Below are 23,221 nucleotides of genomic sequence, written 5' to 3' on the forward strand. Positions count from 1 at the left end.
CAGCACGTCCACCCGCTCCGGCCATCCCGGCCGCGCCCTGGCCGCGCTGGCGGCGAAGCTCGACGCCGGCCTGGTGGTGCTCGGTTCCCGCGGCTACGGCCCGATCGCGCGGCGGGTGCTCGGCTCGACCGCCGCCGACATGGTGCACCTGTGGGACCGGCCGGTCGTCGTCGTGCGGGGTGCCGTCGGACCGGGGCCGGTGCTGCTGGGGCTGGGCGGCACCGACACGGACGGGCAGGCCATCGACTTCGCGTTCGAGTTCGCCGCGCGGCACGGCAGCCCGCTACAGGCCGTGCACGGCGACCACCACGTGTGCACTTCCGAGGCACTCGAACGGGTGCTCGCGCCGTGGCGGGAGCGGTACCCTGCGGTGCCGGTGCACACGGAGGTGGTCGGCGACAAGCCCGTGCGGGCACTGCTGGCGCGGTCGGTGGGGGCGCGGCTGCTCGTGGTCGGGAGCCACCACCACAGCACCGCACACCGCGTGCTGCGCGGCTCGATCAGCCACGGCACGCTGTACCACGCGGAGTGCCCGGTCGCCGTCGTACCGGCCGGCCGCGCGCTCCGGCAATCGGTCCGCACCGCGGCGAACAGCACCTCCGCCTGACGCCCGACACCGAGTGCCGCCGGCTTCCGCAGTGCCGGCGGAACTGTCGCACGCGATCCGGGACGCGGCGATGGCCTCGAACCGGTCGAACCGGCAGGCGCCGGTCCGCGTGGTCGGGGTCGGACAGCGGCCGGCTGCTTGGGTGGCGGGTGCAAGGTGGCGGCGGTTGGGTCGAGGGGTGCCTGGTCGTGCTCGAGCCGGGGCCGGCCGTTCGGTGCCTGGTTCGTCCTCGAGGCGGGGGACGGTTGATGGAGACCTGGTTCGCGCTTGAGCCGGGGACGATCGCGCTGTGGGCCGGTTCGCGAGATGGTTGGGGCGATCGGAGCCGTACCTCGCCGGAAGTTTGGCGAGGTGGGTGTTTGGGCACGGCGACGAGAGATGGGTTGGCCAGATAGGTGGTCACCGGCCGGTGGTGCTGTCGGGAAGAGGGGATGCGTTGGGGAGGACTGCCTTCGTGGCTTGAGCTTCTGGTGGTAGCTCCTGACCTCATGAGCCTTTCCGGCCTCTGTGGAGGGCGGCTGCGTCGCGCTGGCCCCAGCGGCTTCGCGTCCACGTGGGTGCGCCCAACCTCGTGATCTCTTGCGCCTCGCGCATGGGCGTGTTGCGCTGTGTCGCAGGGTTCGGGTATCGTGTGGGTTGTCTACTTCTCGCGGCTGTGGTCATTCCCCGCGGGATCATCTTCTCGGATCAGCCGCACGTACTAGACCGTGTGCGTTCTGTCACCGGTTCGTGTGTTCTCGGTCCGCTCTTACTTTGGAGATTTTCTATGTCTAGCAACGAAACCATGTCTGGAATCCTTGATGTCGTCCGCGGTCGCGCGTTCGTTCGTGCTGATGGGTATCTGCCCGGGGCCGGTGACGTGTCCGTCGCCGCTGGGCTTGTGCGTGAGCATGATCTGCGTCGTGGCGATCTGGTCGTCGGGCGTGCGCATGACGGCAGGCTCCTGGGGGTCGACGCCGTCAACGGGCGACCGCCCGGGCGCTCCCGGCCGCTGTTCACCGAACTGACTCCCTTGTATCCCAACGAAAGACTTCGGCTCGAGACTGAGGCGCACATTCTCACCACGCGGGTTGTCGATCTTGTCATGCCTGTTGGCAAGGGGCAGCGCGCGTTGGTCGTCGCGCCGCCCAAGGCTGGGAAGACGTCCGTGTTGCAGTCCATTGCTCATGGGATTGCCAAGAACCATCCTGAGTGCCATCTGATGTTCGTGCTCGTCGGGGAGCGGCCCGAGGAGGTCACGGACCTCGCGCGCGGGGTGCCCGCCGAGGTTGTCGCGGCCACGTTCGACCAGCCGCCCGCCGAGCACATCGCGCTTGCCGAGCTTGCGATCGAGCGGGCCAAGCGCCTTGTCGAGCAGGGGCGGGACGTCGTCGTGCTGCTCGACTCGCTCACGCGGCTCGGGCGGGCCTACAACCTCGCCGCGCCTGCCACCGGCCGCATCCTCACCGGGGGCATCGACTCCGGTGCGCTCACTCCGCCCAAGCGCTTTCTCGGCGCTGCCAGGAACATCGAGGGCGGTGGGTCGCTGACGGTCTTCGCGTCCGCGCTCGTCGAGACCGGGTCCGCCGGGGACTCGCTCATTTTCGAGGAGTTCAAGGGGACCAGCAACGCCGAGCTGCGGCTTGACCGGCGGACGGCCGAGCGGCGGGTGTTCCCCGCCGTCGACATCCGGCAGTCCGGCACCCGCAAGGAAGAGCTGCTCCTCACGCCGGGCGAACTCGCCGTGAGCCAGGCCATTCGACACTCCCTGTCCACTCGGGACAATGGTGTCGACCTTCTTCTCGACGGGTTGCGCAAGACGCAGACCAACGCCGAGTTCCTCAGCCGCCGCTGAGCAAAGGATCCGCCCGGAGTACGACTTCCGGCGACCACCCGCGCCCGTCGGACGGGGGTACCACGCCGTCGATCCGCGAGTACTGTACCGTCGCGACACGCAATGATCCACTGTGGACATACATCGAGCGGACCCGCGCCAAGCTCCAGGTGGGCAACAAAGGCGGAACTGACCCGCGTCGCTTCGCCCCCCACGACCGCCGACGGTCGCGGTCGTCAGTGGGTCGGCGCCCTCAGCTCGGCCAGGACCTCCCGAAGCCGGGGCGCGAACTCCGCGGGCTTCTCCGTGTAGCCGGCGTGGTGGCCCGGGAACTCGACCACCGGCGCGCCCAACAGTTCGGCGACGGCCTCGCCGCCGCGGGCCGGGTAGTAGGGCCGGCTCCCCGCGCCGACGCCGATGAGAACCGGGACCGCGCTCGCCCTGATGGCGGCGAAGTCCGGCTCGAACGACAGGAACGAGTCGACCTCCTTCGTCATGAGGTACACCGAGTTGCCCATGAACCGGCTCACCTCCCGCACCGGCCGGGGCCCGTGCGCGAACACCACGCGCCCCGCGCGCAGCAGACCAGCCAGCAGCCGCCGCCCGACCGCGCTGCGGACCAGCGCGGGGCTGTCCGGGCGGTCGATCGCGGTGACGAAGCGGACCCACGCCGGCCACGGGCCCTCGCGCCGCGTGATCTCGGCGATCTCGTCGAACAACGCGCGGTCCGCGTCGGTCAGCAGGCTCAGCACCGGCGGTTCGTGCGCGATCAGCCCCTGGACGGACGCCGGCGACCGGGCGAGAAGGTCCAGGCCGATGAGCGCGCCGCCGCTGCCGCCGAACACCAGGGCCGACGCGAGGTCGTGGTGGGCGAGCACGGCCAGCGCGTCCGCGCTCTGCTCCGCCATGCGCAGCGGTGCGGACGGGTCGTCGACGGTGCTGCGGGAGTTGCCCCTGCGGTCATAGGTCAGCACCGTGTACGCGTCGGCGAGCTGGTCCGCGACCTCGGCGTAGTAGCCGGCGTCCCCGCCGCCGCCGGAGATCATCAGCAGCGCCGGACCCGCGCCCCGGCGCTCGTAGTACAGCGAGGCGCCGTCGGTGCGGATCGTGCCGGTCAGGGTCATCACAGTCCTCCTATGAGAATGCCGAAAGCGTGGTCGATCTCGGCGATGTGGTCGGCGGTCACGTCCGCGGCCTTCTCGCCGGCCAGCATCCGGCCGGCGGTCTCGGTGTAGACGGTGCGGTACGCGGCGACCACCAGCGCGGCGGTCAGCTTCGGGTGCGGGTCGATGCCGGCGAGCAGCTCGGCGAGGAACGCCTCGAACTCCCCGACCGCCTCGCGGACCCTCGCCCGCAGCGCCGCCGAGCCGAGCACGGTGTGCCAGAAGTGGACGTACCGGTCCTGGAAGCCGCCGATCGGGTGGCCCTGCTCGGCCAGGTCGACGGCCAGCCGCCACAGCGCGACCAGCGGTGTCTCGTCCTCGGCCCGCGCCAGGACCGCCTCGGCGATCAGGTCGTGCGCCTGGGGGAACCGGTCGAAGAAGATGTCCTCCTTGCGCGGGAAGTAGTTGAACACCGTCACCTTCGACACGCCGGCCGCCTCCGCGATCTCGGCGATGGTCACGTCGTCGAACCCGCGCTCGACGAACATGCGCATCGCCTCGTCGGCGATGCGCTGCCGCGTCTCGGCCTTCTTCCTCTCCCGCAAGGAGGTCACGCCAGTCACTATACCGGACTCAAATTTGAGTCGGGTAAAGTTTCCGGCATGAGCTACGACGTGATCATCTCCGGAGCCGGTCCGACCGGCCTGATGCTGGCCTGTGAGCTGCGGCTGCACGGGGTCTCGGTGCTCGTCCTCGAACGGCTCGCCGAGCCGGACCTGACGATCAAGGCCGGGGCCATCAACACCCCGTCGGCCGAGGCCTTCTACCGCCGCGGGCTGCTGCCGCGGCTGGCCGCGGTCCAGGAGCAGAACATGGCCCGGTTCCGGGCCTTCATGAAGAACCGCGGGTCGGCGAAACCCCCGCCGCGCTTCGCCGGGCACTTCGGCGCGCTGCCCATGTTCGGCGACAAGCTGGACGAGTCCGACCCTGAGCTGGGTGGCCACGGCCCGGCGGACGACGTCGGCTTCATCATGCAGCAGGACCTTGAGGCCGTCCTCGCGGAGCGGGCCGCCGAGCTGGGCGTGGAGATCCGCCGCGGCGTGGCGCTCACGGGGTTCGAGACGGGCGACGAGGTCACCGTGCACGCGGGCGGGGAGACGTGCACGGCTGGTTGGCTCGTCGGCTGCGACGGCGGCCGCAGCACCGTGCGCAAGCAGGCGGGCTTCGACTTCCCCGGCACGCCGCCGGAGATCACCGGCCACCAGGCCATGGTCGAGCTGGCGGGCGGCGAGGCGCTCAGCGGGGGCTGGAACACCACCCCGACCGGCGTCTACGCGTACGGCCCGCTACCCGGCCGCATCCTGACCGTCGAGTTCGACGGGCCACCCGAGGACCGGGACGAGCCGATCACCAAGGAGGAGCTGGAGAAGAGCCTCCGCGCGGTGTCCGGTGTGGACGTCACGGTCACGGGCGTCCGGTCGGCCACCCGGTTCACCGACAACGCCCGCCAGGCCACCACCTACCGCCTCGGCCGCGTGCTGCTGGCCGGCGACGCCGCGCACGTGCACTCGCCGTTCGGCGGGCAGGGCCTCAACCTCGGCATCGGCGACGCGGTCAACCTCGGCTGGAAGCTCGCGGGGGTCGTCCAGCACCGGCTGCCCGAGGACGTGCTGGACACGTACACCAGCGAACGGCACCCGATCGGGGCCTGGGTGCTGGAGTGGACCCGCGCGCAGATCGCGGTGATGCGCCCCGACTCCCACGCCCGCGCACTGCGCAGGATCATGGCCGACCTCATCGACACGACGACCGGCACGACGTACTTCGCGAAGAAGATCTCCGGGGTGTGGCAGAGCTACGACCTGCCCGGCGAGCACCCGTGGATCGGCCGCAGCGCCCCGGACCTGGAGCTCACGGACGGCACGCGGCTCGGCGACCACCTGCACGGCGGCACCGGCCTGCTGCTCGACCTCGGCGGCGTGCCGTCCACTGTGGACGAGAAGCGGGTACCGGTGCTGGGCGCCGGGTGCGTGGACCAGCCCGGCCTGCCGGGCCTGCTCCTCCGTCCCGACGGCATCGTGGCGTGGGCCGGCGGCGACGGGCTCGAGGAGGCGATCTCTACCTGGTTCGGCGCAGCGCGGCCCTGAGCCTGGCGAGGCCGGGGCGCACGGTGCTCCACCGGGCCACCGCGACCACCACCGCGAGGGCGCCGAGCAGCGCGGGCAGCAGGGCGTCGCCGTCGGCGAGCAGGAACAGCTCGGTGCCCACGGCGCCGGCCATCACACCCGCGAGGCCGAGCGCGGCGAGGCCGGACAGGAACGGCACGACCAGTCCGACCGCGCCGGCCAGCTCCAGCGTGCCGGTCAGGTACCGCAACCACTGCCCGAACCCGATCTCGTCGAACTTGCCGACGAGGCCGCTACCGAACAGGAGGGACGCGCTGTAGACGAAGTAGGTGGCGAGCAGTACCTGGACCGTCCACAGGAGAACGTCGAACGCGACGGCGATCGGACGGTGGGCATACGGTCTACTGGCGGCGAATCGGCTGGTCACGGCGTGCTCCTCTCCCCGGTAACCGCTCCTGCTGGGTAAAGACGGATACCAGGGAAAGTTGGTTCTCGGCTGGCAACCTCGGTGGGTCACGACGTTCTGGAGGCGTTGATGTCCACCGAAGCGAAGGTGCCGATGCGGCGGATCGCCGTCGCGAGCTGCGTGGGCACCACCATCGAGTTCTACGACTTCTTCATCTACGGCACGGCCGCCGCCCTGGTCTTCCCCAAGGTGTTCTTCCCCGCCCTGGGACCGGCCGCGGCGGCGGTCGCCTCGTTCGCGACGTTCGCGGTCGCGTTCGTCGCCCGGCCGGTCGGCGCGGTCCTGTTCGGGCACTTCGGCGACCGCGTCGGCCGCAAACGCACGCTGATCTCGACGCTGCTGCTCATGGGCGTCGCGACGACGCTCATCGGCCTGCTGCCCGGCGCGTCGACGATCGGCGTGGCGGCGCCGGTGGTGCTCGTGGTCCTGCGGCTCGCGCAGGGGCTCGCCGTCGGGGGCGAGTGGGCCGGCGCGGCACTGCTCACCGCCGAGTACGCGCCGGGCGGGTCCCGCGGCCGGTACGCGACCTGTCCCCAGTTGGGCGCGTTCCTCGCGTTCGGCCTGTCCAGCGTCACGTTCCTGGCGACCGGGCTGCTGATGGGTGACAAGGACGCGGCGTTCCTCGACTACGGGTGGCGTGTGCCGTTCGTGGTGAGTTCGCTACTGGTGGTCGTGGGGCTGTATGTTCGGCTGCGCATCGAGGAGACGCCGGTGTTCCGGCGCGCACAGGAGCAGGTGGCCGCGGGGTCCGCGCGGGAGCACTCGCGGCCGCCGTTCCGGGAGGCGATCCTCCGCCAGCCCCGCGAGGTGCTGCTCGCGGCCGGCTCGCTCACGATCGTGTTCTCGTTCTTCAACATGGGCACCACGTACCTGACGAGCTACGGCGTGAGCCCGGACGGGGCCGGGCAGAGCCGGCCGACCGTGCTGGTCGCGGGGATCATCGCGGCGGTGGTGTCCGGCGTGGTGACCGTGGTGACCGGCGCCCTGTCCGACCGGCTCGGCCGGAAGCGGCTGATCATGGCGGCCGGTATCGCCGGCGCGGTGTGGGGGTTGCTGCTGTTCCCCTTGCTGGACACCCGGTCCACGCTGGCGTTCGGGTTCGGGTTGGTCGTCACGCTGGTCATCGTCGGGGTGTGCTACGCCCCGACCGGGGCATTCCTGCCGGAGTTGTTCGAGACGCGGTACCGGTACACGGGTGCCGGGCTGTCCTACAACCTGGCGGGAGTGGTCGGCGGGGCGGTTCCGCCGCTGCTAGCACCGGCGCTGACCGCGTCGTACGGCAGTATCGCGATCGGGGTCCTGCTGTCGGTGTCAGCGGTGCTGAGCTTCTTCTGCACGCGGGCCCTGGTCGAGACCAAGGACCGGACCCTGACCATCGAGCCCGCCGAACGCGAACTCGCCCCGACCGGCTGACCGTGCGGCCACGACGGCGTCGCCGTGGCTGTGGGCCCACGCGCCGAGCGTCTCGAGCGGTCCCAGCAGTGCCTCACCCAACTCCGTGAGGCGGTAGTCGACGCGTGGGGGTGCCTCGCGGTAGGCCCGGCGGGCGACGAGGCCGTTGTGCTCCAGGCGGCGCAGGGTCTCGTTGAGCGCCTTGGCGCTGATGCCGCCGATCCGCCTCCGCAGGGCGACCGGGCGCTGGGGGCCGTGCCGCAGCGCCCACACGACGACGCCGTTCCACGTGTTCGCCAGCAGGTCGAGTGCCAGCCGGGTGCGGCAGTCGGCCAGGAACTCCATGGGCGCGGAGTCTACGGAGCGGCCCCGTTGGGAACCGATCGGTAGGCATCGGCGCGCCTACCGTCGCGGTCATGGTCAACACGGTGATGCGGATAGGGATCCTCGGCACGGGCGACATGGCCGCCGGGCTGGGCTCCGGGTGGCGGGCGGCCGGGTACGAGGTACTGGCCGGCGGGCGGTCGGGGCCGGTTGCGCTGGATGCGGCGGGCCGGTTCGGTGACGTCGTGCTGCTGGCGGTGCCGGCCGCGGCGGCGGTGGAGGTGCTGGCCCACGTCCCGCCGGCCCGGATCGTCATCGACTGCACCAACGACGTGACACCCGGCTTCGGGGTCGGGCACCCGTACGCGGAGATCGTCGCCGCGCGGCCCGACCTCGCGGTGGTCAAGGGGTTCAACCTGTGCCACGAGAGCGTGTGGCGGTTGCCGTCGCGGGTGTTCGGCGGGCGGGCGCTCGCGGTGCCGCTCTGCGGTCCGCCGGACGCGGTCGAGGCCGTGCGGCCGCTGGTCACCGCGCTCGGCTGCACCCCGGTCGACGCGGGTGGGCCCGAGCGGGCGGCCTTGCTGGAGGCGACGGCCGCGTTCGCGATCGGGTTGTGGTTCGCCGGGGTGGACGCGCAGGCCGTCCTGCAGCCACTGCACGTCGACGGTGCCACGACCGTGCCCGCCGGCCGGTGACCTACCCGACGGCACCTACCCGGCGGCCTCGCCGGTGGGGAGGAGGTCGGTGGCCGGCACGCGGACCGCCGTGAACAGTGGCTTCGCCCGCACGCGGAAGCCCAGTGACTCGTACAGGCGGATCGCGCCGGTGTTGGTGGCCACCGTGTGCAGCAGCGCCTGCTCGCCGCGGGCACGGATGACCGCCACCAGCGCGCGGACCAGGGCTGTCGCCAGGCCCTGGCCGCGGTGGGCCGGGTCCGTGCACACCGCGCTGATCTCGGTCCAGCCCGGCGGGTGCAGCCGCTCCCCCGCCATCGCCACCAGCCGACCCTCGTGGCGGACGCCCAGGTACGTGCCCAGCTCGATGGTCCGCTCACGGAACGGGCCCGGCTGGGTGCGGGCGACCAGGTCCAGCATCTCCGGGACGTCCACCGCCGTCAGCCGCACCGCCTCCGGGTACGGGGCCGCGACCACGCCGGCGTCCACCAGCTGCACGCCCGGGATCTCGTCGACCACCGTCCAGTCCGGCGGGACGGGAACGCCGGCCGCCACCACGACCGCGCCGGGATCGACCAGGGCCGCCACGTCCGGCCAGGCGTCCGGGGAGGACACGGCCAGGAACGGCGCCACGTCCGGCTGGTAGCGCGCGGCGCCGCCGTGCCGTTCGGCGAAGCGCCGGTGCGGGCCGGTCAGGGCGGCCCACACCGGGTTGTCCAGCTCGGCCTCAGCCACGCTCGTACGGGATCCGTTCGCCCGCGGTCACCGCGAACGGCAGGTGGTTGCCCGGCGGCGGCAGCGGGCAGGTCGCGAAGTCGGTGAACGCGCACGGCAGGTTCGTCGCGCGGTTGAAGTCCAGCGCCACGGTGCCGTCCGCGGCGACGTCCGCGCTCAGGGAGCGGTTCGCCGCGTAGGTGGTCACGCCGCTGGTCTCGTCGGTGAACAGGATGTTCAGGTCGCTACCGGTCTTGCCGTTGAACGCGGTCAGCGTGTGCTCGGTCCCCTCGTGGGAGAAGGTGACCACACCCGGCGCCACGTAGACGTGGCTCAGGCCCTCGACCACCGCGCCGACGGTCGTGGGGCGCGGCGTCTCGAACGGCGTGTACCGGCCGTGGAGCACCCACGCCGGATCGGGGTCGTAGGCCGGCACGCCGCGGAACGCCGCCAGCGCGGGCGCGGCCGGGTCGTGGACGCGGATCAGGTACCCGGAGCGCCGCGCGACCTCGATCTCCAGCTCGCCGGTCGTCACCCGCACGCCGGGACCGCTGTTGACCAGCTCGAAACGCCGAACAGCGGCTACCGGGCCGTCCTCGTAGGACACCGCGACGCCGTCCGGGTCGAGGTAGGCGGCCTCCGCGTCCTGCCACCACAGGCCGGGTGCCTCGCCGTACCGGCGGGGCGTCTCGTCCAGCCAGTCCAGCGACACCAGCGCGAGCCACCCGTGCGGTTCGGCCAGCGTCCGCTCCCGCGCGACGTGCCACTGCTCCCACCGGTGCACGAAACGCGGCTCGACGGTCGTCGTCATGACAGTCCCCAATCCCCGGAAGAAGGTCACCACCGAGTGTCCGCCCTTCGTGCCACGGAGAGGTGATGTTTCAGTACGTGGACGCCGAACGCGTTACGATCGCAGTGCGTACCGTCACCCCGGAGAGGAACCGCATGTCAGAGGCGAGGCAGCCGTGAAAGCGAAGAAGGTCATCGTCCTCGCCGGAGCCGCCGTCCTCATCTACACCCTGATCGCGCATCCGACACAGCTCGGCGACGGGGTGCAGACCATCTTCGGCTGGATCGGCGACGGGCTGAACGCGATCGTCGCCTTCATGCACAGCGCCGTCTCGTGACGGCCCGGCCTGGCCGCCCAGCAGGCCGCGGGTCCCGCTGTCCGTAGGTGGGACTCGCCGGTCACCAGGTGACCGGTAGCTCGTAGACGCCGTAGACCGAGCCGTCGTGTTTGAACGGGATCTCGTCGACGGTGGTGGCCAGGGCCAGCGTGGGGACGCGGCGGTAGAGGGTGCCGTAGACCACCTGCAGCTCCATCCGCGCCAGGGGCTGGCCCAGGCACTGGTGCACGCCGAAGCCGAACGCCACGTGCCGGCGGGCGCCCGGGCGGTCGAGGTCGAGGCGGTCCGGGTCCGGGAACATCGACGGGTCGCGGTTGCCGAGGTCGTTGGCGACGATCACGCCCTCGCCCGCGCGGATGGTCACGCCCGCGATCTCGATGTCCGCCAGTGCGACACGGCGCCGGCCGTTGTGCGTGATGTTCAGGTACCGCAGCAGCTCCTCGACCGCGGACGCCACCAGCGCCGGGTCGTCCGACGAGGACCGCAGCCGCGCGAGCTGATCCGGGTGCTCCAGCAGCGCGAGCGTGCCGAGCGCGATCATGTTCGCGGTCGTCTCGTGGCCGGCGAGCAGCATGAGCACGCCCATCCGCGCCGCGACCGCCCTGGTCAGCTCCCCGGCCCGGATCCGGTCGACCAGGCCGGACAGCAGGTCCTCGCCGGGGTTGTCGAGCTTCTCGCCGAGGAGCTCGTCCAGGTAGTGGAACAGCCGGTCGCCCGCGGCCGTCCGCTCCTCGCCGGACACGTTCCGGTTGATGAGGACCTTGCTGTTCTCCTGGAAGAAGTCGTGGTCGGCGTAGGGCACGCCGAGCAGCTGGCAGATCACCAGCGACGGCACCGGCAGCGCGAACGCGGCCACCAGGTCCACGGGGTTGGGGCCGGCCAGCAGGTCGTCGATCAGGTCGTCCACGATCTTCCGCACGCCCGGCCGCATGGCCTCGACCCGCCTGATCGTGAACGGCGCCGTCACCATCCGGCGCAGCCGCCGGTGCTCGGGGTCGTCCATGAGGATGAAGCTGCCGGGTGAGCGGCCGTCGCGTGCCGCGATGTCGATCTCCATCGGGTAACCGGGGTGCGTCACGTCCGAGCTGATCCGCGAGTCGGACAGCAGCGCCTTCTGCTCGGCGTACCGGGTGACCAGCCACGCGGTCCTCCCGTTCCGCAGCCGGACCCGGGTCAGCGGGGCCCGCTCCCGCAGCGCCTGGAGGTCCGGCGGCGGGTCGAACGGGCACCTCCGCGCCCTGACGCCGGGAAACAGCGGAACACTCATGACTTCCCTCCCACCGGCACGCCGTCCGGCTCGGTCACTCGGCCACCGAGATCGCGACCCCGGGGCACACGCTGGCGGCCTCGCGGACGGTCTCGTGCAGCTCCGCCGGGGGCACCTCGTCCAGCAGGACCACGAGGCCGTCGGAGTCCCGCTGGTCGAACACCTCCGGCGCGAGCAGCACGCAGGTGCCGGCGCCGCAGCACTTCTCCTGGTCGACGCTCACCTTCATGGCTCCCCTTCCCGTCGCGGTGTCGTGACCGGCGCCAGCCACAGCCCGACGAGCGCGTCGACGATCCCCGTCGCCGCCTCGTCCCAGGTGGACCGTGGGGTCGGCGAACCGTCGGCCAGCGCGCGCTCCCGTTCGGCGACCATGTGCACCAGCAGTTGCCTTGCCATGTCGCTGCGTTCGGCACGCACCTCGTCCGGCAGGTCGGGCAGGCAGCGCCGCAGCCCGTCGACGATCCGCACCAGCGACGGCGACGACAGCGACTCCTCGACCATGATCGGGCGCAGCGACGGCTCGGTCATGATCTGCGCGCCGAACCTGGCGAACCAGGTCGGGCTGCCGGTCGCCGCCAGGTGCTGCGCGACGGGCCGGATCAGGCAGGAGATCCAGTCCCGCACGTCCCCGCTGTCGCCGACCTCGGCCAGCATGCGCTGGCGGATCTCCTCGATCGGCGCCGAGTGCCGGCGCGCGATCGCCCGCACCAGGTCGGCCTTGGTGCCGAAGTGGTAGCCGACGGCCGTGTTGTTGCCCTGTCCGGCGGCCTCGCTCACCTGTCGGTTCGACACGGCGAGCACGCCGTGCTCGGCGAAGAGCCGTTCGGCCGCGGTCAGGATCGCCTCCCTGGTCGCGTGCGCCCGCTCGGCCCTCGATGCGCCGGCGTCGTTGCCGGCGGTCCTGCTCATCATGTGCTCACCACCGAACCGGTAGTTCCCTGAGGCCGCCGACGACGAGCCCCTCGACCCGGCGTAGATCATCCACGTCGACCGCGAGCTCCAGCGACGGCAGCCTGCGCAGCAGCACGTCGAGCACCGCCTGCAGCTCGGTGCGTGCGAGCGGCTGCCCGATGCACGCGTGCGCGCCGGCGCCGAAGGCCAGGTGCGGGTTGGGCCCGCGGCGCAGGTCCACCCGGTCGGCGTCGGTGAACCGGCGCTCGTCGCGGTTGGCCGCCGCCATGCTGCACACCGCGGTGGTGCCGCTGGGCAGCGTGGTCCCGGCGATCTCGACCTCCTGGTCGAAGTACCGCACCATGCCGAAGCCGGCGTTGGCGTCCATCCGCAGCGTCTCCTCGACCGCGGTGCGCACCAGGGACCGGTCGGCGAGCAGCTGCGCCCAGCGGTCGCGGTCGGCCAGCAGCATCCCGACCATCTTGACGATCATGTTCGCCGTGGTCTCGTGCCCGGCGACGAGCAGGCCGATGCCCGTCGCCACCAGGACGGCGTCGGACAGCGGCTCGCCGGCCGCGTCGGTCTCCCGCAGGAGCGCGGACAGCAGGTCCTCCCCCGGGTCCGCCCGCTTGGCGTGCAGGTGTGCCGCCATGTACGCGCCGAACTCCCGCTGGCCCGCCGCCATCTCCTCCTGGGTGAAGCGGGTCATGCTCAGCATCATGTCCGACCAGTGGGCGAACCGGTCCCGGTCGGCGTCCGGGACGCCGAGCATGTCGCAGATGACCCAGACCGGCAGCGGGAAACCCAGGGCCGCTTTGAGGTCCGCCGGCGCGCCCTTCGCCACCATCTCGTCGACGAGCTGTCCGGCCATGGCCTCGATGCCGGGGCGCAGCGCGGTCATCCGCCTGGCGGTGAACCACTTGCCGATCATCCGCCGCCAGCGCAGGTGCGCCTCGCCGTGCTGCGGCAGGACGGTCGCCATCTCGCTGCTGAAGACCCCGCCCTCCTCGGCGTCGGACACCCGCGCCCCCCGGCCCGGGCCGGTCCGGGTGAAGCGCGGGTCGGACAGCACGGCCCGGACGTCGTCGTAGCGGGTGATGAGCACCGCCTCGTCGCCGCTGGCGAGCGTCACCCGGGCGACCGGGCACTCGTCGCGCAACCGCGCCCACTCGGCGGGCGGCTCCAGGGCGGTCTCGGCGGGGATGGGGTACCGCAACGTCTCGGCCACCGGCGCCTCCTTGAGCGGTCCGTGTTCGGTCACTCACAGTCTGCCTACCGATAGGATGTAAGTCAATCAGCTGACTTAATCTCTGCTCACCAGCCGTACTCGCAGCCGGAGGCTCCCGCATGTCCCCAACCAACGCCGCGCCGCCGCGGCCCAACGTCGTCGTGGTGGTGCTGGCTTTCGGCGGCATCGTGGTCTCGCTGATGCAGACGCTGGTGATCCCGCTGGTCCCGCGGTTCCCCGAGCTGCTCGGCGCGTCACCGGCCGACGCCACCTGGGTGATCACCTCGACGCTGCTCGCCGGCGCCGTCGCCACGCCGGTCGTCGGCCGGCTCGGCGACATGTACGGCAAGCGGCGGATGCTGCTGATCAGCCTCGTGCTGCTGGTCGTCGGCTCGGTCATCTGCGCGCTGTCCGGCACCCTGTTGCCGATGATCGTCGGCCGGGCGCTGCAGGGCGCCGCGTCCGGTGTCATCCCGCTGGGCATCAGCATCATGCGCGACGAGCTGCCGGCCGAACGCCTGGGCGCGGCGACCGCCGTGATGAGCGCGTCGCTGGGCGTCGGCGGGTCGCTCGGGCTGCCGGCCTCGGCGGTGCTCGTGGAGAAGACGGACTGGCACGTGCTGTTCTGGACCGCCGCCGGGCTCGGCGTCGTGGTCACCGCGCTCGTCGTGGCGCTGGTGCCGGAGTCGAGCGTGCGGACGGGTGGCCGGTTCGACTTCGTCGGCGCGGCCGGGTTGTCGACGGTGCTGGTGTGCCTGCTGCTGGCGATCTCCAAGGGCGCCGACTGGGGCTGGACGAACGGGCTGACGCTCGGGCTGTTCGCCGCGGCGGTGGTCGTGCTGCTGCTGTGGGGGTGGTTCGAGCTGCGGACGCGCCAGGCGCTGGTGGACCTGCGGACGACCGCGCGTCGGCAGGTGCTGCTGACGAACCTCGCGTCGGTGGTGTTCGCGTTCGCCATGTTCGCGATGTCCCTGGTGCTGCCGCAGATCCTGCAGCTGCCCACCGCCACGGGCTACGGGCTGGGCCGGTCGCTGCTGGTGACCGGTCTGGTGCTGGTGCCGGCCGGCCTGGTGATGATGGCGACGGCGCCGCTGTCCGCGCGGCTGTCCCGGGCCCGCGGGCCGAAGGTGACGCTGATGGTCGGCGCGGTGGTGGTCGCCGCCGGGTACGGGCTCGGCGTCGTGCTGATGTCCGCGATCTGGCAGCTGGTGCTCGTGTCCGGCCTGATCGGCGCCGGCATCGGCTTCGCCTACGGCTCGATGCCGGCCCTGATCATGGGTGCGGTGCCGGTGTCGGAGACCGCGGCGGCGAACAGCCTGAACACGCTGATGCGCGCCATCGGCACGTCGGTGTCCAGCGCGGTGGCGGGCATGATCCTGTCGCACCTGACCGTCTCGCTCGGCCCGGCGGTGGTGCCGTCGCAGGACGGGTTCCGGCTGATCATGGCGCTGGGCAGCGGGATGGCACTCGTGGCGCTGGTGATCGCGGCGTTCCTCCCCGGGCAGCGCCGGCACCAGGAGTTCCCGCTGGGCCCGCGCGAGGAGGCCGTTCCCGCGGCGCGCTGATCAGCCGCGCTCCACGAAGTCCTGCAGCGCGTCGACGGTGCGTTCGCTCTCCCGGCGGAAGCGGGCCAGGACCAGCGGCGCGAACGGCCTGAGCAGCGGCGGCAGCGTGACCTCGACGACCCGCTCGAGGTCGACGCCGCCGCTCGTCGCGGCGAGCGAGTACGTCACGACGATGTCGAGCACGCCGGCGAAGGCCGGCCGGAGGGTCATCGGCTGGTGGAAGACGACGAGCCCGGGCGCCCGCAACGCGGTCACGACCCCGCGACGCACGCCGAGGCGGCTCCGCTCGACGTACTCCGTGCCGACCCGCGTCGGGCCGGGGCTGATGTCGATCGTGCCGGCGTAGTCCGCCGACGGGTCGAGCCACCGCCCGTACCCGCGCAGGTCGGTCAGCGCCTCGAACGTGTCCTCGGCCGTGCCCCGGATCCTGGCGGTGCGGGAGATCGTCGGCATGGGGCGGGAGCGTATCCCGCGTGCGGACGCCCCGAACCCCGGCCGCGAGCTGAAGTGAACGCAGGCGGGCTCCCGCACGTGTAGAGGGGTATGCGCCCGCGTCTGCCCGGACTGCTCGCCGCCCTGTGCGCGGTGGTGGTCGCCGGTTGCGGTGTGCCGGCCCAGTCGGCACCCGTGGCGACCACCAAGTCATGGCCCGAGCCGTTGCCCACCAAGCCCTACACGGTCGAGCAGCTGGCGGAGACGGTCGGCTGTGCCCCGCGGTTCCAGGGCAGGACCGCCGACTTCCGCCAGGCTGCCTGCAAGGTGGGCAGGACCGACTACCTCCTGCTCGACTTCGCCACCGACGAGGGCCAGCACGCCTGGTACGACAACGCGATCATCTACGGCGGCAGCTACCTGGTCGGCGAGCGCTGGATCCTGACCAGCTCCTCGGAGAACGCCATGGTCAAGCTCCAGGCCAAACTGGGCGGCAAGATCGAACAGGACGAGTCGATGGGCGCGAGCCACGGCGCCGGCCACGGCTCCTAGCGGGTGTGCGTGGCCGTGCTCCGGTAGTCGCTGTACTGGTACGGGTTGTCCAGCACCTTGGACTCCGGGATCTCCGGGTGCATGCCGGCCACCCAGGCCTCCTCACCCATCGTCGAGCGCAGGTACTCGACCGTCCGTTCGACCGCCGCTCGGGCCGCCGCCAGGTCCACGTCGACCAGCTCGTGGTTGCGCTTCACCACGCGGCCGTCGACCAGGACCGTGTGCACGTCGCCGCGCTGGGCCTGGAACGCGACGTGGCCGTACGGGTTGAGCACCGGGAACGAGACCGGCGACCGGTCGTTCTTGATCAGTACGACGTCGGCCTTCTTGCCGGGGGCCAGCTCGCCGAGGTCGGACCGGCCCAGTGCGTCGGCCCCGCCGCGGGTCGCCCAGGCGACGACGTGTTCGGCGCGCAGTAGGTGGTTGGTGACGGTCTCGTTCTTCGCGTGGGCCTCCAGGTGGGTGCGGGACCGGTCGGCGCCGAGGGTGGTGCGCATGGCGCTGAACAGGTCCCCGCTCCACCAGACGCTCGTGTCCATCGACAGTGACACCGGGATGCCGTGCGCGCGGATCGCCCACGTGGGTGGGTAGCCCTGGCCGGCGCTCTGCTCACTCTCCGTGGACACCGAGATCGACCCGCCGGTGGCCGCGATCCGCTGGTAGGAGTCGGCCGACAGCGACGCGGCGTGCACGTAGACCGTCCGCTCCGTCATGAACCCGTTGTCGTGCATGAGACGGATGCCGTCGTCGCTGGTCGCGCCCCACACACCGGCGTGGGTGGTGACGGGGACGCCCAGGTCGCGGGCGACCTCGAACGCCGCCTTCTCCGGGAACGCCGGGTCGCCGAGCACGTCGAACGCCAGCTGGAAGCCGAGCATGTCGCTGCCGGTGACGCGCCGCCGGACGAAGTCCCGGAACTCCGGTTTGCCCGACCACACCGCCGGCGGCTCCTGGATGTTGCCGTAGGCCAGCACGAACCGGCCGGGCACGGCCTCCAGCGCGTCGACCGCGGCGTCGGCGTGCTCGACGGTCCGCAGGCCGTGCGACCAGTCGACGACCGTGGTGACGCCGGCGTCGACGGCCTCGATGGCGGCCAGCAGGTTGCCGGCGTGGATGTCCTCGGGACGGAAGAGCTTGCCGTGGTCGAGGTAGTACCAGACGAAGTACTGGGTGAGCGTCCAGTCGGCGCCGTAGCCACGCATGGCCGTCTGCCACATGTGCCGGTGCGTGTCGATCATCCCCGGCATCACGATGCCGTCGGTGGCGTCGACCACCAGCGCGTCGCCGGGCGCCGCGAGGTTCTTGCCGACTTCCACGATCCGGTCGTCCCGGGTCAGCACATCGGTGTCGGTGAGCACCGACCGGGCGTCGTCCATCGGCAGCACGGTGCCGCCGCGCAGGAGCACAGGTCTTGACTCGTTCATCGTCGAACCCTTTCGGACAGTTGTCCGCATGCCGGCTGCTTACCCGGGTTACTCTGATCCCGCCACACAGGGAAGTCAACCGCCGAGGAGCCGCGTTATGCCGAGGGAAGGCACCGGACCGGACTTCATCGAGGCGTTGGCGCGCGGCCTGGAGGTCATCACCGCGTTCTCGCCCGGCCGCTGCGTGATGACGCTCGCGGAGGTCGCGTCGGCGACGGGCCTGGCCCGGCCGACCGCCAGGCGGATCCTGCTGACGCTGGCGGAGCTGGGGTACGTGCGGGCGGCGGGCAGCGGGTACGCGCTGACGCCGAGGGTGCTGGACCTGGGCGTGGCCTACGTCCAGTCGCACGGCCTGTGGGAGATAGCCCGGCCGCACATGGAGTCCCTGTCCGCGGCGACGAACGAGTCATGCTCGGTGGCGCAGCTGGACGGGTCGGACATCGTGTACGTCGCCCGGGTGGCGGTGCCCAAGATCGTGGCACTGGCGGTGCAGATCGGCACGCGGTTCCCGGCGCTGCAGACGTCGCTGGGGAAGGTCCTGCTGGCCGCGCTGGACTCGACGGAGGTGGACGCGGTGCTGGCGGAGCCGACGCGGTCGGGCCTGGTGCCGCGCTGGCAGCCGGCGCGCGAGGAGCGGGACGCGGAGCTGCGGGAGGTGCGGGCGCGCGGCTGGGCCCTCACCGACCAGCAGCTGGCGCTGGGCATCCGCTCGGTGGCGGCCCCCCTGCGTGACGGTTCGGGCCGGGTCGTGGCCGCGCTGAACGTGAACACCCACGCGGCGGAGACGTCGGTGGAGCACCTGCTGGAGCACCACCTCCCGCTCCTGCTCAGAGCGGCGGGCGAGATCGGCGCGGACTTCGCCCGGCTGGCCGAGGTCCCCCAGGTGACCCGCACGGCGGCTTCCTGACCTCGCACGACTCGCGAGGGTTGACACGGGGTGTTCTCGCGACCGAAACTGCGGACGGTTGTCCGCTGCACGGACGGAGACTTATGAAAGGCCCGTTGGACGGGGTACTCGTCGCCGACTTCTCCCGGATTCTCGCCGGGCCCTACGCCACCATGCTCATGGCGGACATGGGGGCCGAGGTGATCAAGGTCGAAGGGCCGCGCGGGGATGACACCCGGACCTGGATGCCGCCGGTGCGGGACGGGGTCTCGACCTACTACCTCGGCATCAACCGGGGGAAGCGGTCCATCGCGCTCGACCTGCGGCAGGACGAGGACGCGCGAGCCGCTCGGGAGCTCGCGCGGCGGGCGGACGTGCTCATCGAGAACTTCAGACCCGGTGGGCTGGACCGCTTCGGGCTCGGGTACGACGACGTGCGGCAGGCCAACCCCGGCATCGTCTACGCCTCCATCACCGGCTTCGGCACCGGGGCCGGGCGCGACGTCCCCGGGTACGACCTCATGGTCCAGGCCATCTCCGGCCTCATGAGCCTCACCGGCGACCCCGACGGCCCGCCCTACCGCGCCGGCATCTCCGTCTTCGACGTCATGGCCGGCAACCACGCCGTCATCGGGATCCTCGCCGCCCTCCGGCACCGCGAGGCCACCGGGCACGGGCAGCGCGTCGAGGTCAACCTGCTCTCCTCCGCCCTCACCGGGCTGGTCAACCACAGCTCCGCGTACGCGGCCGGCGGTGTCGTGCCCTACCGGATGGGTAACGCCCATCCGAGCGTCTTTCCCTACGAACCGTTACCGACCAAGGACACCGACCTCATCGTGTCCGCGGCCAACGACGGGCAGTTCCGCAAGCTGTGCGGGGTGCTCGGCATCCCGGACGTCGCCGACGAACCGCGCTTCGTCACCAACGCCGACCGCACCGCCAACCGGGAGGAGCTGCGGCCCCTGCTGGTGGCACGGCTGCGCACGCGGACGGCCGTGGAGTGGTTCGACCTGCTCGTCGCCGCGGGTGTGCCGTGTGGACCGATCAACACGATCGACGGTGGCTTCGCGATGGCGGAACGGTTCGAGCTGGATCCGATCGTGACGGTCGGTGAGGGTGACCGGGCGGTGCCGACCACCCGTCACCCCATCCGGTTCTCCCAGACGCCGGTGAGCTACGCGTTGCCACCGCCGGAACTGGACGAGCACGGCGACGAGATCCGCAAGTGGTTGAACGATGCCTGAGTACCCCACCGCACTCGGCGCGTCGAGCAGGGACAGGATCACCCTCCTCGGCACGGACCTCGCCCAGGACGTCATGGGGCAGGTCGGGTTCGGGGAGCTGGCGTTCTGGCTCGCCACCCAGCGCCGGCCCAGCACGGGCGAGACCCGGGTGTTCGAGGCCGTCCTGGCCGCCCTCGCCGACCACGGCTTCACCCCGACCGCCATCGTCACCCGGCTGACCTACCTGTCCGCGCCGGACTCCGTGCAGGGCGCGCTCGCGGCCGGGTTGCTCGGCGGCGGGTCGCGGTTCCTCGGCGTCACGGAGGACTGCGGACGGTTCCTGCACGAACAGCTCCGCGAGGCACAGCTGCCGCCGGACGACGCCGGCTGGGACGAGCTGGCGCTGGCCGTCCTCGAGGACCACCGGGGAAAACGCATTCCCGGCCTCGGCCACCACGTCCACAAGGACGGCGACCCCCGCACGCCGCGGCTGTTCCAGATCGCCCGTGAGGAGAACCTGATCGGGCCGCACCTGTCGCTGTTCGCCGCGATCGGCCGGGTCCATCCCCAGGTGCTCGGCAGGACGTTGCCGCTCAACGGGGCCGGCGTCTGCGGCGCGGCGCTCGCGGACCTCGGCCTGCCGCTGGCACTGCTCCGCGGCTTCGCCCTGCTGGCCCGCACCGCCGGGCTCATCGGCCAGCTCGCCGAGGAGCTGCGCAACCCGGTGGCGAACGAGATCTTCCTGTCGGTGGACCTGAACAACACGTCCGTTCCCCCTTCGCCACACGACAACGGAGGTCAGGATGGCTGAGCTGGTCGCGGTCATCGCGTCCACGCACCACCCCTTCTACTACCGCGCCAGCACCGCCACCGGCGAGGACCGGCCGCCGTTCGCGGACGAGTGGGTGCGCAAGGTGGAGGCGTTCCGCGAGACCCTCACGAGGGCCCGGCCGGACGTGCTGGTGATGGTCGGCTCGGACCACTTCCACCAGCTGTGGCTGGACAACATGCCGCAGTTCCTGATCGGCAAGGCGCCGGTCTACGACGCCAACTGGTACAACGAGGAACGCGAGTTCGGCCTGCCGCGCATGGTGATGACGGGCCACGAGGACCTGTCGAGCTACCTCCTGCGCGAGGGCCTCGACGCCGGCTTCGACCTCGCGTTCTCCAACGAGCTGCGCATCGACCACTCGATCACCTGCCCGATCATCACGCTGCGGCCGCAGAACGACCTGCCGATCGTGCCCGTCTACACCAACATCTTCGCGCCGCCGCTGCCGCGGCCGAAGCGGTTCGTCCAGCTGGGACGGACGATCCGGCAGCTCGTCGAGTCGTGGCCGTCGGACCAGCGGGTCGCGGTGATCGGCACCGGGCACCTGTCACTGGAGCTGGGCGGACCACGCCAGTTCGGGCCGCACGGGCCGGACCCCGAGTTCGACCGCAGGGCCGTGGAGTGGATCTCCACCGGCGACCTCGACGGCTGCTGCGCCGAGGTCACGCTCGACAGCCTGCACCTGCCGGGCAACGCAACGCACGGCTTCATGGACTTCATGCTCATGATGGGTGTCGCGGGTGAGGGGCAGAAGGCGGACTACGTCGACACCTACGACCTGTTCCACACCATGGAGGCGTACTTCACCTGGTACCCGAAGGGAGTGCCGGCGTGAGCAGGTACCTGCTGAACAAGTTCCTCTTCACCGTCGACCGCGACCCGGAGCTGGTCGAGCGCTACCGCGACGATCCACAGGGGACGGTCGCGTGGTGGGAGTCCGTCGAGGCCAACCGCATCCTCGCCTGCCACCTCGGTGAGCGGTCAACCTGGCTCGAGTTCGAGGACGACGAGCGCACCGCGCTGTCCACCCACGACTACCCGAAGCTGTTCGAGCTGGGCGCGCACCCGTTCCTGACGCTGACCCTGTTCATCGCGATGTTCGAACGCGACCACACCGAGCCGCTGGGGTTCCAGCTGGAGTACGCGCGCCGCCTGGCCCACATGTCGTTGCCGTACCCGGACATCGCGACGTGAGCTGGGCGCTCGTGGTCCACTCACCCGGCGAGCCGCCGAAGCTCGTCGAGTGGAGCCCGCCGGCACCGCGGCCCGGCGAGGTCCTGGTGGCGGTGACGGCCGCCCCCATCACGCCGCTCGACCTGCTGTGCGCGTCGGGCACGTCGTACTTCGGCCTGCCGGAGATGCCGTACGTGCCTGGCGTGCAGGGCATCGGGACCGCGAACGGCCGCACGTGCTGGTTCCCCACCACGGCGGGGATGCGCCCCGGCGACGGCAGCATGGCCGCGACCGTCGCGGTGCCCGAGCGCGACCTCGTGCCGCTGCCCGACGGCGCCGACCCGGTGCTCACGGCCGCGCTCGGCCTGTCCGCGGTCGCGGCGTACCTGGCCCTGACGTGGCGGGGTGAGCTGGCCGCCGGCGAGCAGGTGATCGTGCTGGGCGGCGGTGGCGTCGTCGGTCAGTCGGCGATCCAGCTGGCCCGGCTGGCCGGCGCACGGCGGGTCGTGGCCGGTTCCCACTCGGTGGGTGGCCGTGCCAGAGCGGCGGCCGCGGGCGCGGACGCCGTGGTGGCACTCGACACGGCCGACGTGGACGAGCTGGCGCGGCGTTTCGAGTCCGAACTGGACGGTCGGGCGGACCTGCTGCTGGACCCGCTGTTCGGCGTGCCGGCCGCGGCGGCGGCGAGGGCGCTGCGGCCGGGCGGCCGGTGGGTCAACCTGGGCGGCGCGGCCGGCGAGACCGGTCCGGTCACGTCGTCACTGCTGCGCAGCAGGTCTTTGCGGCTGCTGGGTTACACGAACAACGAGCTGACGCCCGAGCAACGCGCGGACGCCGTCGCCGTGATCGCCTCGCACGTGGCGGACGGCACGCTCACCGTGGCGCACGAGAGCTGCGCGCCCCACGACGTCCGGGCCGCGTGGGCTGGGCACGCGGCCGGGACGGCCCCACTGCGCACGGTGCTGGTACCGAACGGCTGAAGACGTGCGTCGGCGCGGCCGGGTGAGAACCACGGCCGCGCCAACGGAAGGAGAAGCTGTCTACCGCACTGCCCTGTGCCGGGAGCCGGCCAGCGACTCGGCGACGCCGATCAGCAGGACCGACGCGATCACGGCGACAACGAAGCCAAGGACGTTCAGTTCCATGATGTCACCGGTGCCGAGCAGGTTGGCGATCGTGCCGCCGATGACGGAACCGACCAGGCCGAGCAACAGCGTCGCGATGATGCCGAGATTCTGCTTGCCGGGCTTGATGAGTCGGGCCAGCGCACCGATGATCAGGCCCGCGACGATGAAACCGATCATTAGGAAAAACCTCCTGTGTCGTCGACACCAGCAATACCCGGCAGACCGGTGGCACAAACACGAGCGCTTTACACGAAGCTCCTCTCATGCCCTCGCGG

The 23,221-nt window shown here is 71.7% G+C and carries 27 protein-coding genes; 14 read left to right on the forward strand and 13 right to left on the reverse strand.

The genetic code is table 11. From position 1 onward, the window contains the following. Both ACJ73U_RS16910 and rho read left to right on the forward strand, forming a co-directional pair. The coding region (locus tag ACJ73U_RS16910; protein ID WP_407778587.1) for a universal stress protein at window positions 1-607 on the forward strand (607 nt) is incomplete at its 5' end. A 766-nt stretch (window positions 608-1,373) separates the two neighbouring features. After that, the gene (gene rho / locus ACJ73U_RS16915; RefSeq protein ID WP_407778588.1) at window positions 1,374-2,441 is read left to right on the forward strand and encodes a transcription termination factor Rho; all 1,068 of its coding nucleotides are present in this window, start codon (window positions 1,374-1,376) and stop codon (window positions 2,439-2,441) included. A gap of 215 nt (window positions 2,442-2,656) precedes the next feature. On the opposite strand, the gene ACJ73U_RS16920 is transcribed toward rho, so the two are convergent. Together ACJ73U_RS16920 and ACJ73U_RS16925 are read right to left on the reverse strand one after the other, a co-directional pair. Beyond that, entirely contained in the window at window positions 2,657-3,544 is an 888-nt protein-coding gene (locus ACJ73U_RS16920) for an alpha/beta fold hydrolase (protein WP_407778589.1), read from the reverse strand. Further along, the gene (locus ACJ73U_RS16925; protein ID WP_407778590.1) at window positions 3,544-4,137 is read right to left on the reverse strand and encodes a TetR/AcrR family transcriptional regulator; all 594 of its coding nucleotides are present in this window, start codon (window positions 4,135-4,137) and stop codon (window positions 3,544-3,546) included. Before ACJ73U_RS16925 ends, ACJ73U_RS16920 begins: the two co-directional genes overlap by 1 nt. Before the next feature lie 48 nt (window positions 4,138-4,185). Here ACJ73U_RS16925 and ACJ73U_RS16930 point away from each other — a divergent pair, with 48 nt between their 5' ends. Next, complete coding sequence (locus ACJ73U_RS16930; RefSeq protein ID WP_407778591.1) at window positions 4,186-5,670, forward strand: FAD-dependent monooxygenase; 1,485 nt, start codon at window positions 4,186-4,188, stop codon at window positions 5,668-5,670. Here the strand turns inward: ACJ73U_RS16930 and ACJ73U_RS16935 are convergent. Then, complete coding sequence (locus ACJ73U_RS16935; RefSeq protein WP_407778592.1) at window positions 5,642-6,076, reverse strand: DoxX family protein; 435 nt, start codon at window positions 6,074-6,076, stop codon at window positions 5,642-5,644. The two genes, ACJ73U_RS16930 and ACJ73U_RS16935, sit on opposite strands and share 29 nt — an antisense overlap. A 108-nt stretch (window positions 6,077-6,184) precedes the next feature. Here ACJ73U_RS16935 and ACJ73U_RS16940 point away from each other — a divergent pair, with 108 nt between their 5' ends. After that, a complete protein-coding gene (locus ACJ73U_RS16940) occupies window positions 6,185-7,528 on the forward strand; it encodes an MFS transporter (RefSeq protein WP_407778593.1) in 1,344 nt (447 codons plus the stop codon). Here the strand turns inward: ACJ73U_RS16940 and ACJ73U_RS16945 are convergent. Continuing rightward, entirely contained in the window at window positions 7,427-7,852 is a 426-nt protein-coding gene (locus tag ACJ73U_RS16945; RefSeq protein ID WP_407778594.1) for a winged helix-turn-helix transcriptional regulator, read from the reverse strand. The two genes, ACJ73U_RS16940 and ACJ73U_RS16945, sit on opposite strands and share 102 nt — an antisense overlap. 71 nt (window positions 7,853-7,923) lie before the next feature. Here ACJ73U_RS16945 and ACJ73U_RS16950 point away from each other — a divergent pair, with 71 nt between their 5' ends. Further along, window positions 7,924-8,526: an NAD(P)-binding domain-containing protein gene (locus ACJ73U_RS16950; protein WP_407778595.1), complete on the forward strand. Its 603-nt coding sequence runs from the start codon at window positions 7,924-7,926 to the stop codon at window positions 8,524-8,526. A 15-nt stretch (window positions 8,527-8,541) separates the two neighbouring features. Here ACJ73U_RS16950 and ACJ73U_RS16955 read toward each other — a convergent pair whose 3' ends face one another. Further along, window positions 8,542-9,240, reverse strand: a complete 699-nt coding sequence (locus ACJ73U_RS16955) for a GNAT family N-acetyltransferase (RefSeq protein ID WP_407778596.1) — start codon at window positions 9,238-9,240, stop codon at window positions 8,542-8,544. After that, window positions 9,233-10,030: a DUF1684 domain-containing protein gene (locus ACJ73U_RS16960; protein ID WP_407778597.1), complete on the reverse strand. Its 798-nt coding sequence runs from the start codon at window positions 10,028-10,030 to the stop codon at window positions 9,233-9,235. The genes ACJ73U_RS16955 and ACJ73U_RS16960 overlap by 8 nt, the downstream gene beginning before the upstream one ends. Window positions 10,031-10,184: 154 nt before the next feature. Here ACJ73U_RS16960 and ACJ73U_RS16965 point away from each other — a divergent pair, with 154 nt between their 5' ends. Continuing rightward, window positions 10,185-10,346, forward strand: coding sequence for a hypothetical protein (locus ACJ73U_RS16965; RefSeq protein WP_407778598.1), 162 nt, complete (start codon window positions 10,185-10,187; stop codon window positions 10,344-10,346). A gap of 61 nt (window positions 10,347-10,407) precedes the next feature. Here the strand turns inward: ACJ73U_RS16965 and ACJ73U_RS16970 are convergent, their stop codons facing one another. From ACJ73U_RS16970 to ACJ73U_RS16985, 4 genes are read right to left on the reverse strand one after another with little or no spacing between them, the layout of a single operon-like run. Next, window positions 10,408-11,613 (reverse strand): cytochrome P450, encoded by a 1,206-nt coding sequence (locus tag ACJ73U_RS16970; RefSeq protein ID WP_407778599.1) that lies wholly within the window; start codon window positions 11,611-11,613, stop codon window positions 10,408-10,410. A gap of 34 nt (window positions 11,614-11,647) precedes the next feature. After that, the gene (locus tag ACJ73U_RS16975) at window positions 11,648-11,842 is read right to left on the reverse strand and encodes a ferredoxin (RefSeq protein ID WP_407778600.1); all 195 of its coding nucleotides are present in this window, start codon (window positions 11,840-11,842) and stop codon (window positions 11,648-11,650) included. Continuing rightward, entirely contained in the window at window positions 11,839-12,522 is a 684-nt protein-coding gene (locus ACJ73U_RS16980; protein WP_407778601.1) for a TetR/AcrR family transcriptional regulator, read from the reverse strand. Before ACJ73U_RS16980 ends, ACJ73U_RS16975 begins: the two co-directional genes overlap by 4 nt. A 7-nt stretch (window positions 12,523-12,529) precedes the next feature. Beyond that, on the reverse strand, window positions 12,530-13,732 hold the full coding sequence (locus ACJ73U_RS16985; RefSeq protein WP_407778602.1) for a cytochrome P450: 1,203 nt from the start codon (window positions 13,730-13,732) through the stop codon (window positions 12,530-12,532). Window positions 13,733-13,851: 119 nt separating this feature from the next. Between ACJ73U_RS16985 and ACJ73U_RS16990 the strand changes: the two genes are divergently transcribed. After that, on the forward strand, window positions 13,852-15,297 hold the full coding sequence (locus ACJ73U_RS16990) for an MFS transporter (protein ID WP_407778603.1): 1,446 nt from the start codon (window positions 13,852-13,854) through the stop codon (window positions 15,295-15,297). Here ACJ73U_RS16990 and ACJ73U_RS16995 read toward each other — a convergent pair whose 3' ends face one another. Further along, a complete protein-coding gene (locus ACJ73U_RS16995; RefSeq protein ID WP_407778604.1) occupies window positions 15,298-15,750 on the reverse strand; it encodes an SRPBCC family protein in 453 nt (150 codons plus the stop codon). A 90-nt stretch (window positions 15,751-15,840) separates the two neighbouring features. On the opposite strand from ACJ73U_RS16995, the gene ACJ73U_RS17000 reads away from it, so the two are divergent. Next, the gene (locus tag ACJ73U_RS17000; RefSeq protein ID WP_407778605.1) at window positions 15,841-16,281 is read left to right on the forward strand and encodes a hypothetical protein; all 441 of its coding nucleotides are present in this window, start codon (window positions 15,841-15,843) and stop codon (window positions 16,279-16,281) included. On the opposite strand, the gene ACJ73U_RS17005 is transcribed toward ACJ73U_RS17000, so the two are convergent. Next, window positions 16,278-17,705, reverse strand: a complete 1,428-nt coding sequence (locus ACJ73U_RS17005) for an amidohydrolase family protein (RefSeq protein ID WP_407778606.1) — start codon at window positions 17,703-17,705, stop codon at window positions 16,278-16,280. The two genes, ACJ73U_RS17000 and ACJ73U_RS17005, sit on opposite strands and share 4 nt — an antisense overlap. Window positions 17,706-17,802: 97 nt before the next feature. On the opposite strand from ACJ73U_RS17005, the gene ACJ73U_RS17010 reads away from it, so the two are divergent. From ACJ73U_RS17010 to ACJ73U_RS17035, 6 genes are all read left to right on the forward strand, one after another. Further along, window positions 17,803-18,612: an IclR family transcriptional regulator C-terminal domain-containing protein gene (locus tag ACJ73U_RS17010; RefSeq protein WP_407778607.1), complete on the forward strand. Its 810-nt coding sequence runs from the start codon at window positions 17,803-17,805 to the stop codon at window positions 18,610-18,612. Window positions 18,613-18,695: 83 nt separating this feature from the next. After that, window positions 18,696-19,835 (forward strand): CaiB/BaiF CoA transferase family protein, encoded by a 1,140-nt coding sequence (locus ACJ73U_RS17015; protein ID WP_407778608.1) that lies wholly within the window; start codon window positions 18,696-18,698, stop codon window positions 19,833-19,835. Then, window positions 19,828-20,625, forward strand: a complete 798-nt coding sequence (locus ACJ73U_RS17020; RefSeq protein ID WP_407778609.1) for a citryl-CoA lyase — start codon at window positions 19,828-19,830, stop codon at window positions 20,623-20,625. Before ACJ73U_RS17015 ends, ACJ73U_RS17020 begins: the two co-directional genes overlap by 8 nt. Next, the gene (locus tag ACJ73U_RS17025; protein WP_407778610.1) at window positions 20,618-21,481 is read left to right on the forward strand and encodes an extradiol ring-cleavage dioxygenase; all 864 of its coding nucleotides are present in this window, start codon (window positions 20,618-20,620) and stop codon (window positions 21,479-21,481) included. The genes ACJ73U_RS17020 and ACJ73U_RS17025 overlap by 8 nt, the downstream gene beginning before the upstream one ends. After that, the gene (locus ACJ73U_RS17030; protein WP_407778611.1) at window positions 21,478-21,840 is read left to right on the forward strand and encodes a hypothetical protein; all 363 of its coding nucleotides are present in this window, start codon (window positions 21,478-21,480) and stop codon (window positions 21,838-21,840) included. Before ACJ73U_RS17025 ends, ACJ73U_RS17030 begins: the two co-directional genes overlap by 4 nt. Next, on the forward strand, window positions 21,837-22,799 hold the full coding sequence (locus ACJ73U_RS17035) for a zinc-binding dehydrogenase (protein ID WP_407778612.1): 963 nt from the start codon (window positions 21,837-21,839) through the stop codon (window positions 22,797-22,799). The genes ACJ73U_RS17030 and ACJ73U_RS17035 overlap by 4 nt, the downstream gene beginning before the upstream one ends. Before the next feature lie 60 nt (window positions 22,800-22,859). Here ACJ73U_RS17035 and ACJ73U_RS17040 read toward each other — a convergent pair whose 3' ends face one another. Further along, entirely contained in the window at window positions 22,860-23,123 is a 264-nt protein-coding gene (locus ACJ73U_RS17040; protein ID WP_407778613.1) for a GlsB/YeaQ/YmgE family stress response membrane protein, read from the reverse strand. Window positions 23,124-23,221 lie beyond the last annotated feature (98 nt).

The sequence above is a fragment of the Actinophytocola sp. genome (assembly GCF_045807065.1).
In the GTDB taxonomy this organism is placed as follows: Bacteria; Actinomycetota; Actinomycetes; order Mycobacteriales; family Pseudonocardiaceae; genus Actinophytocola.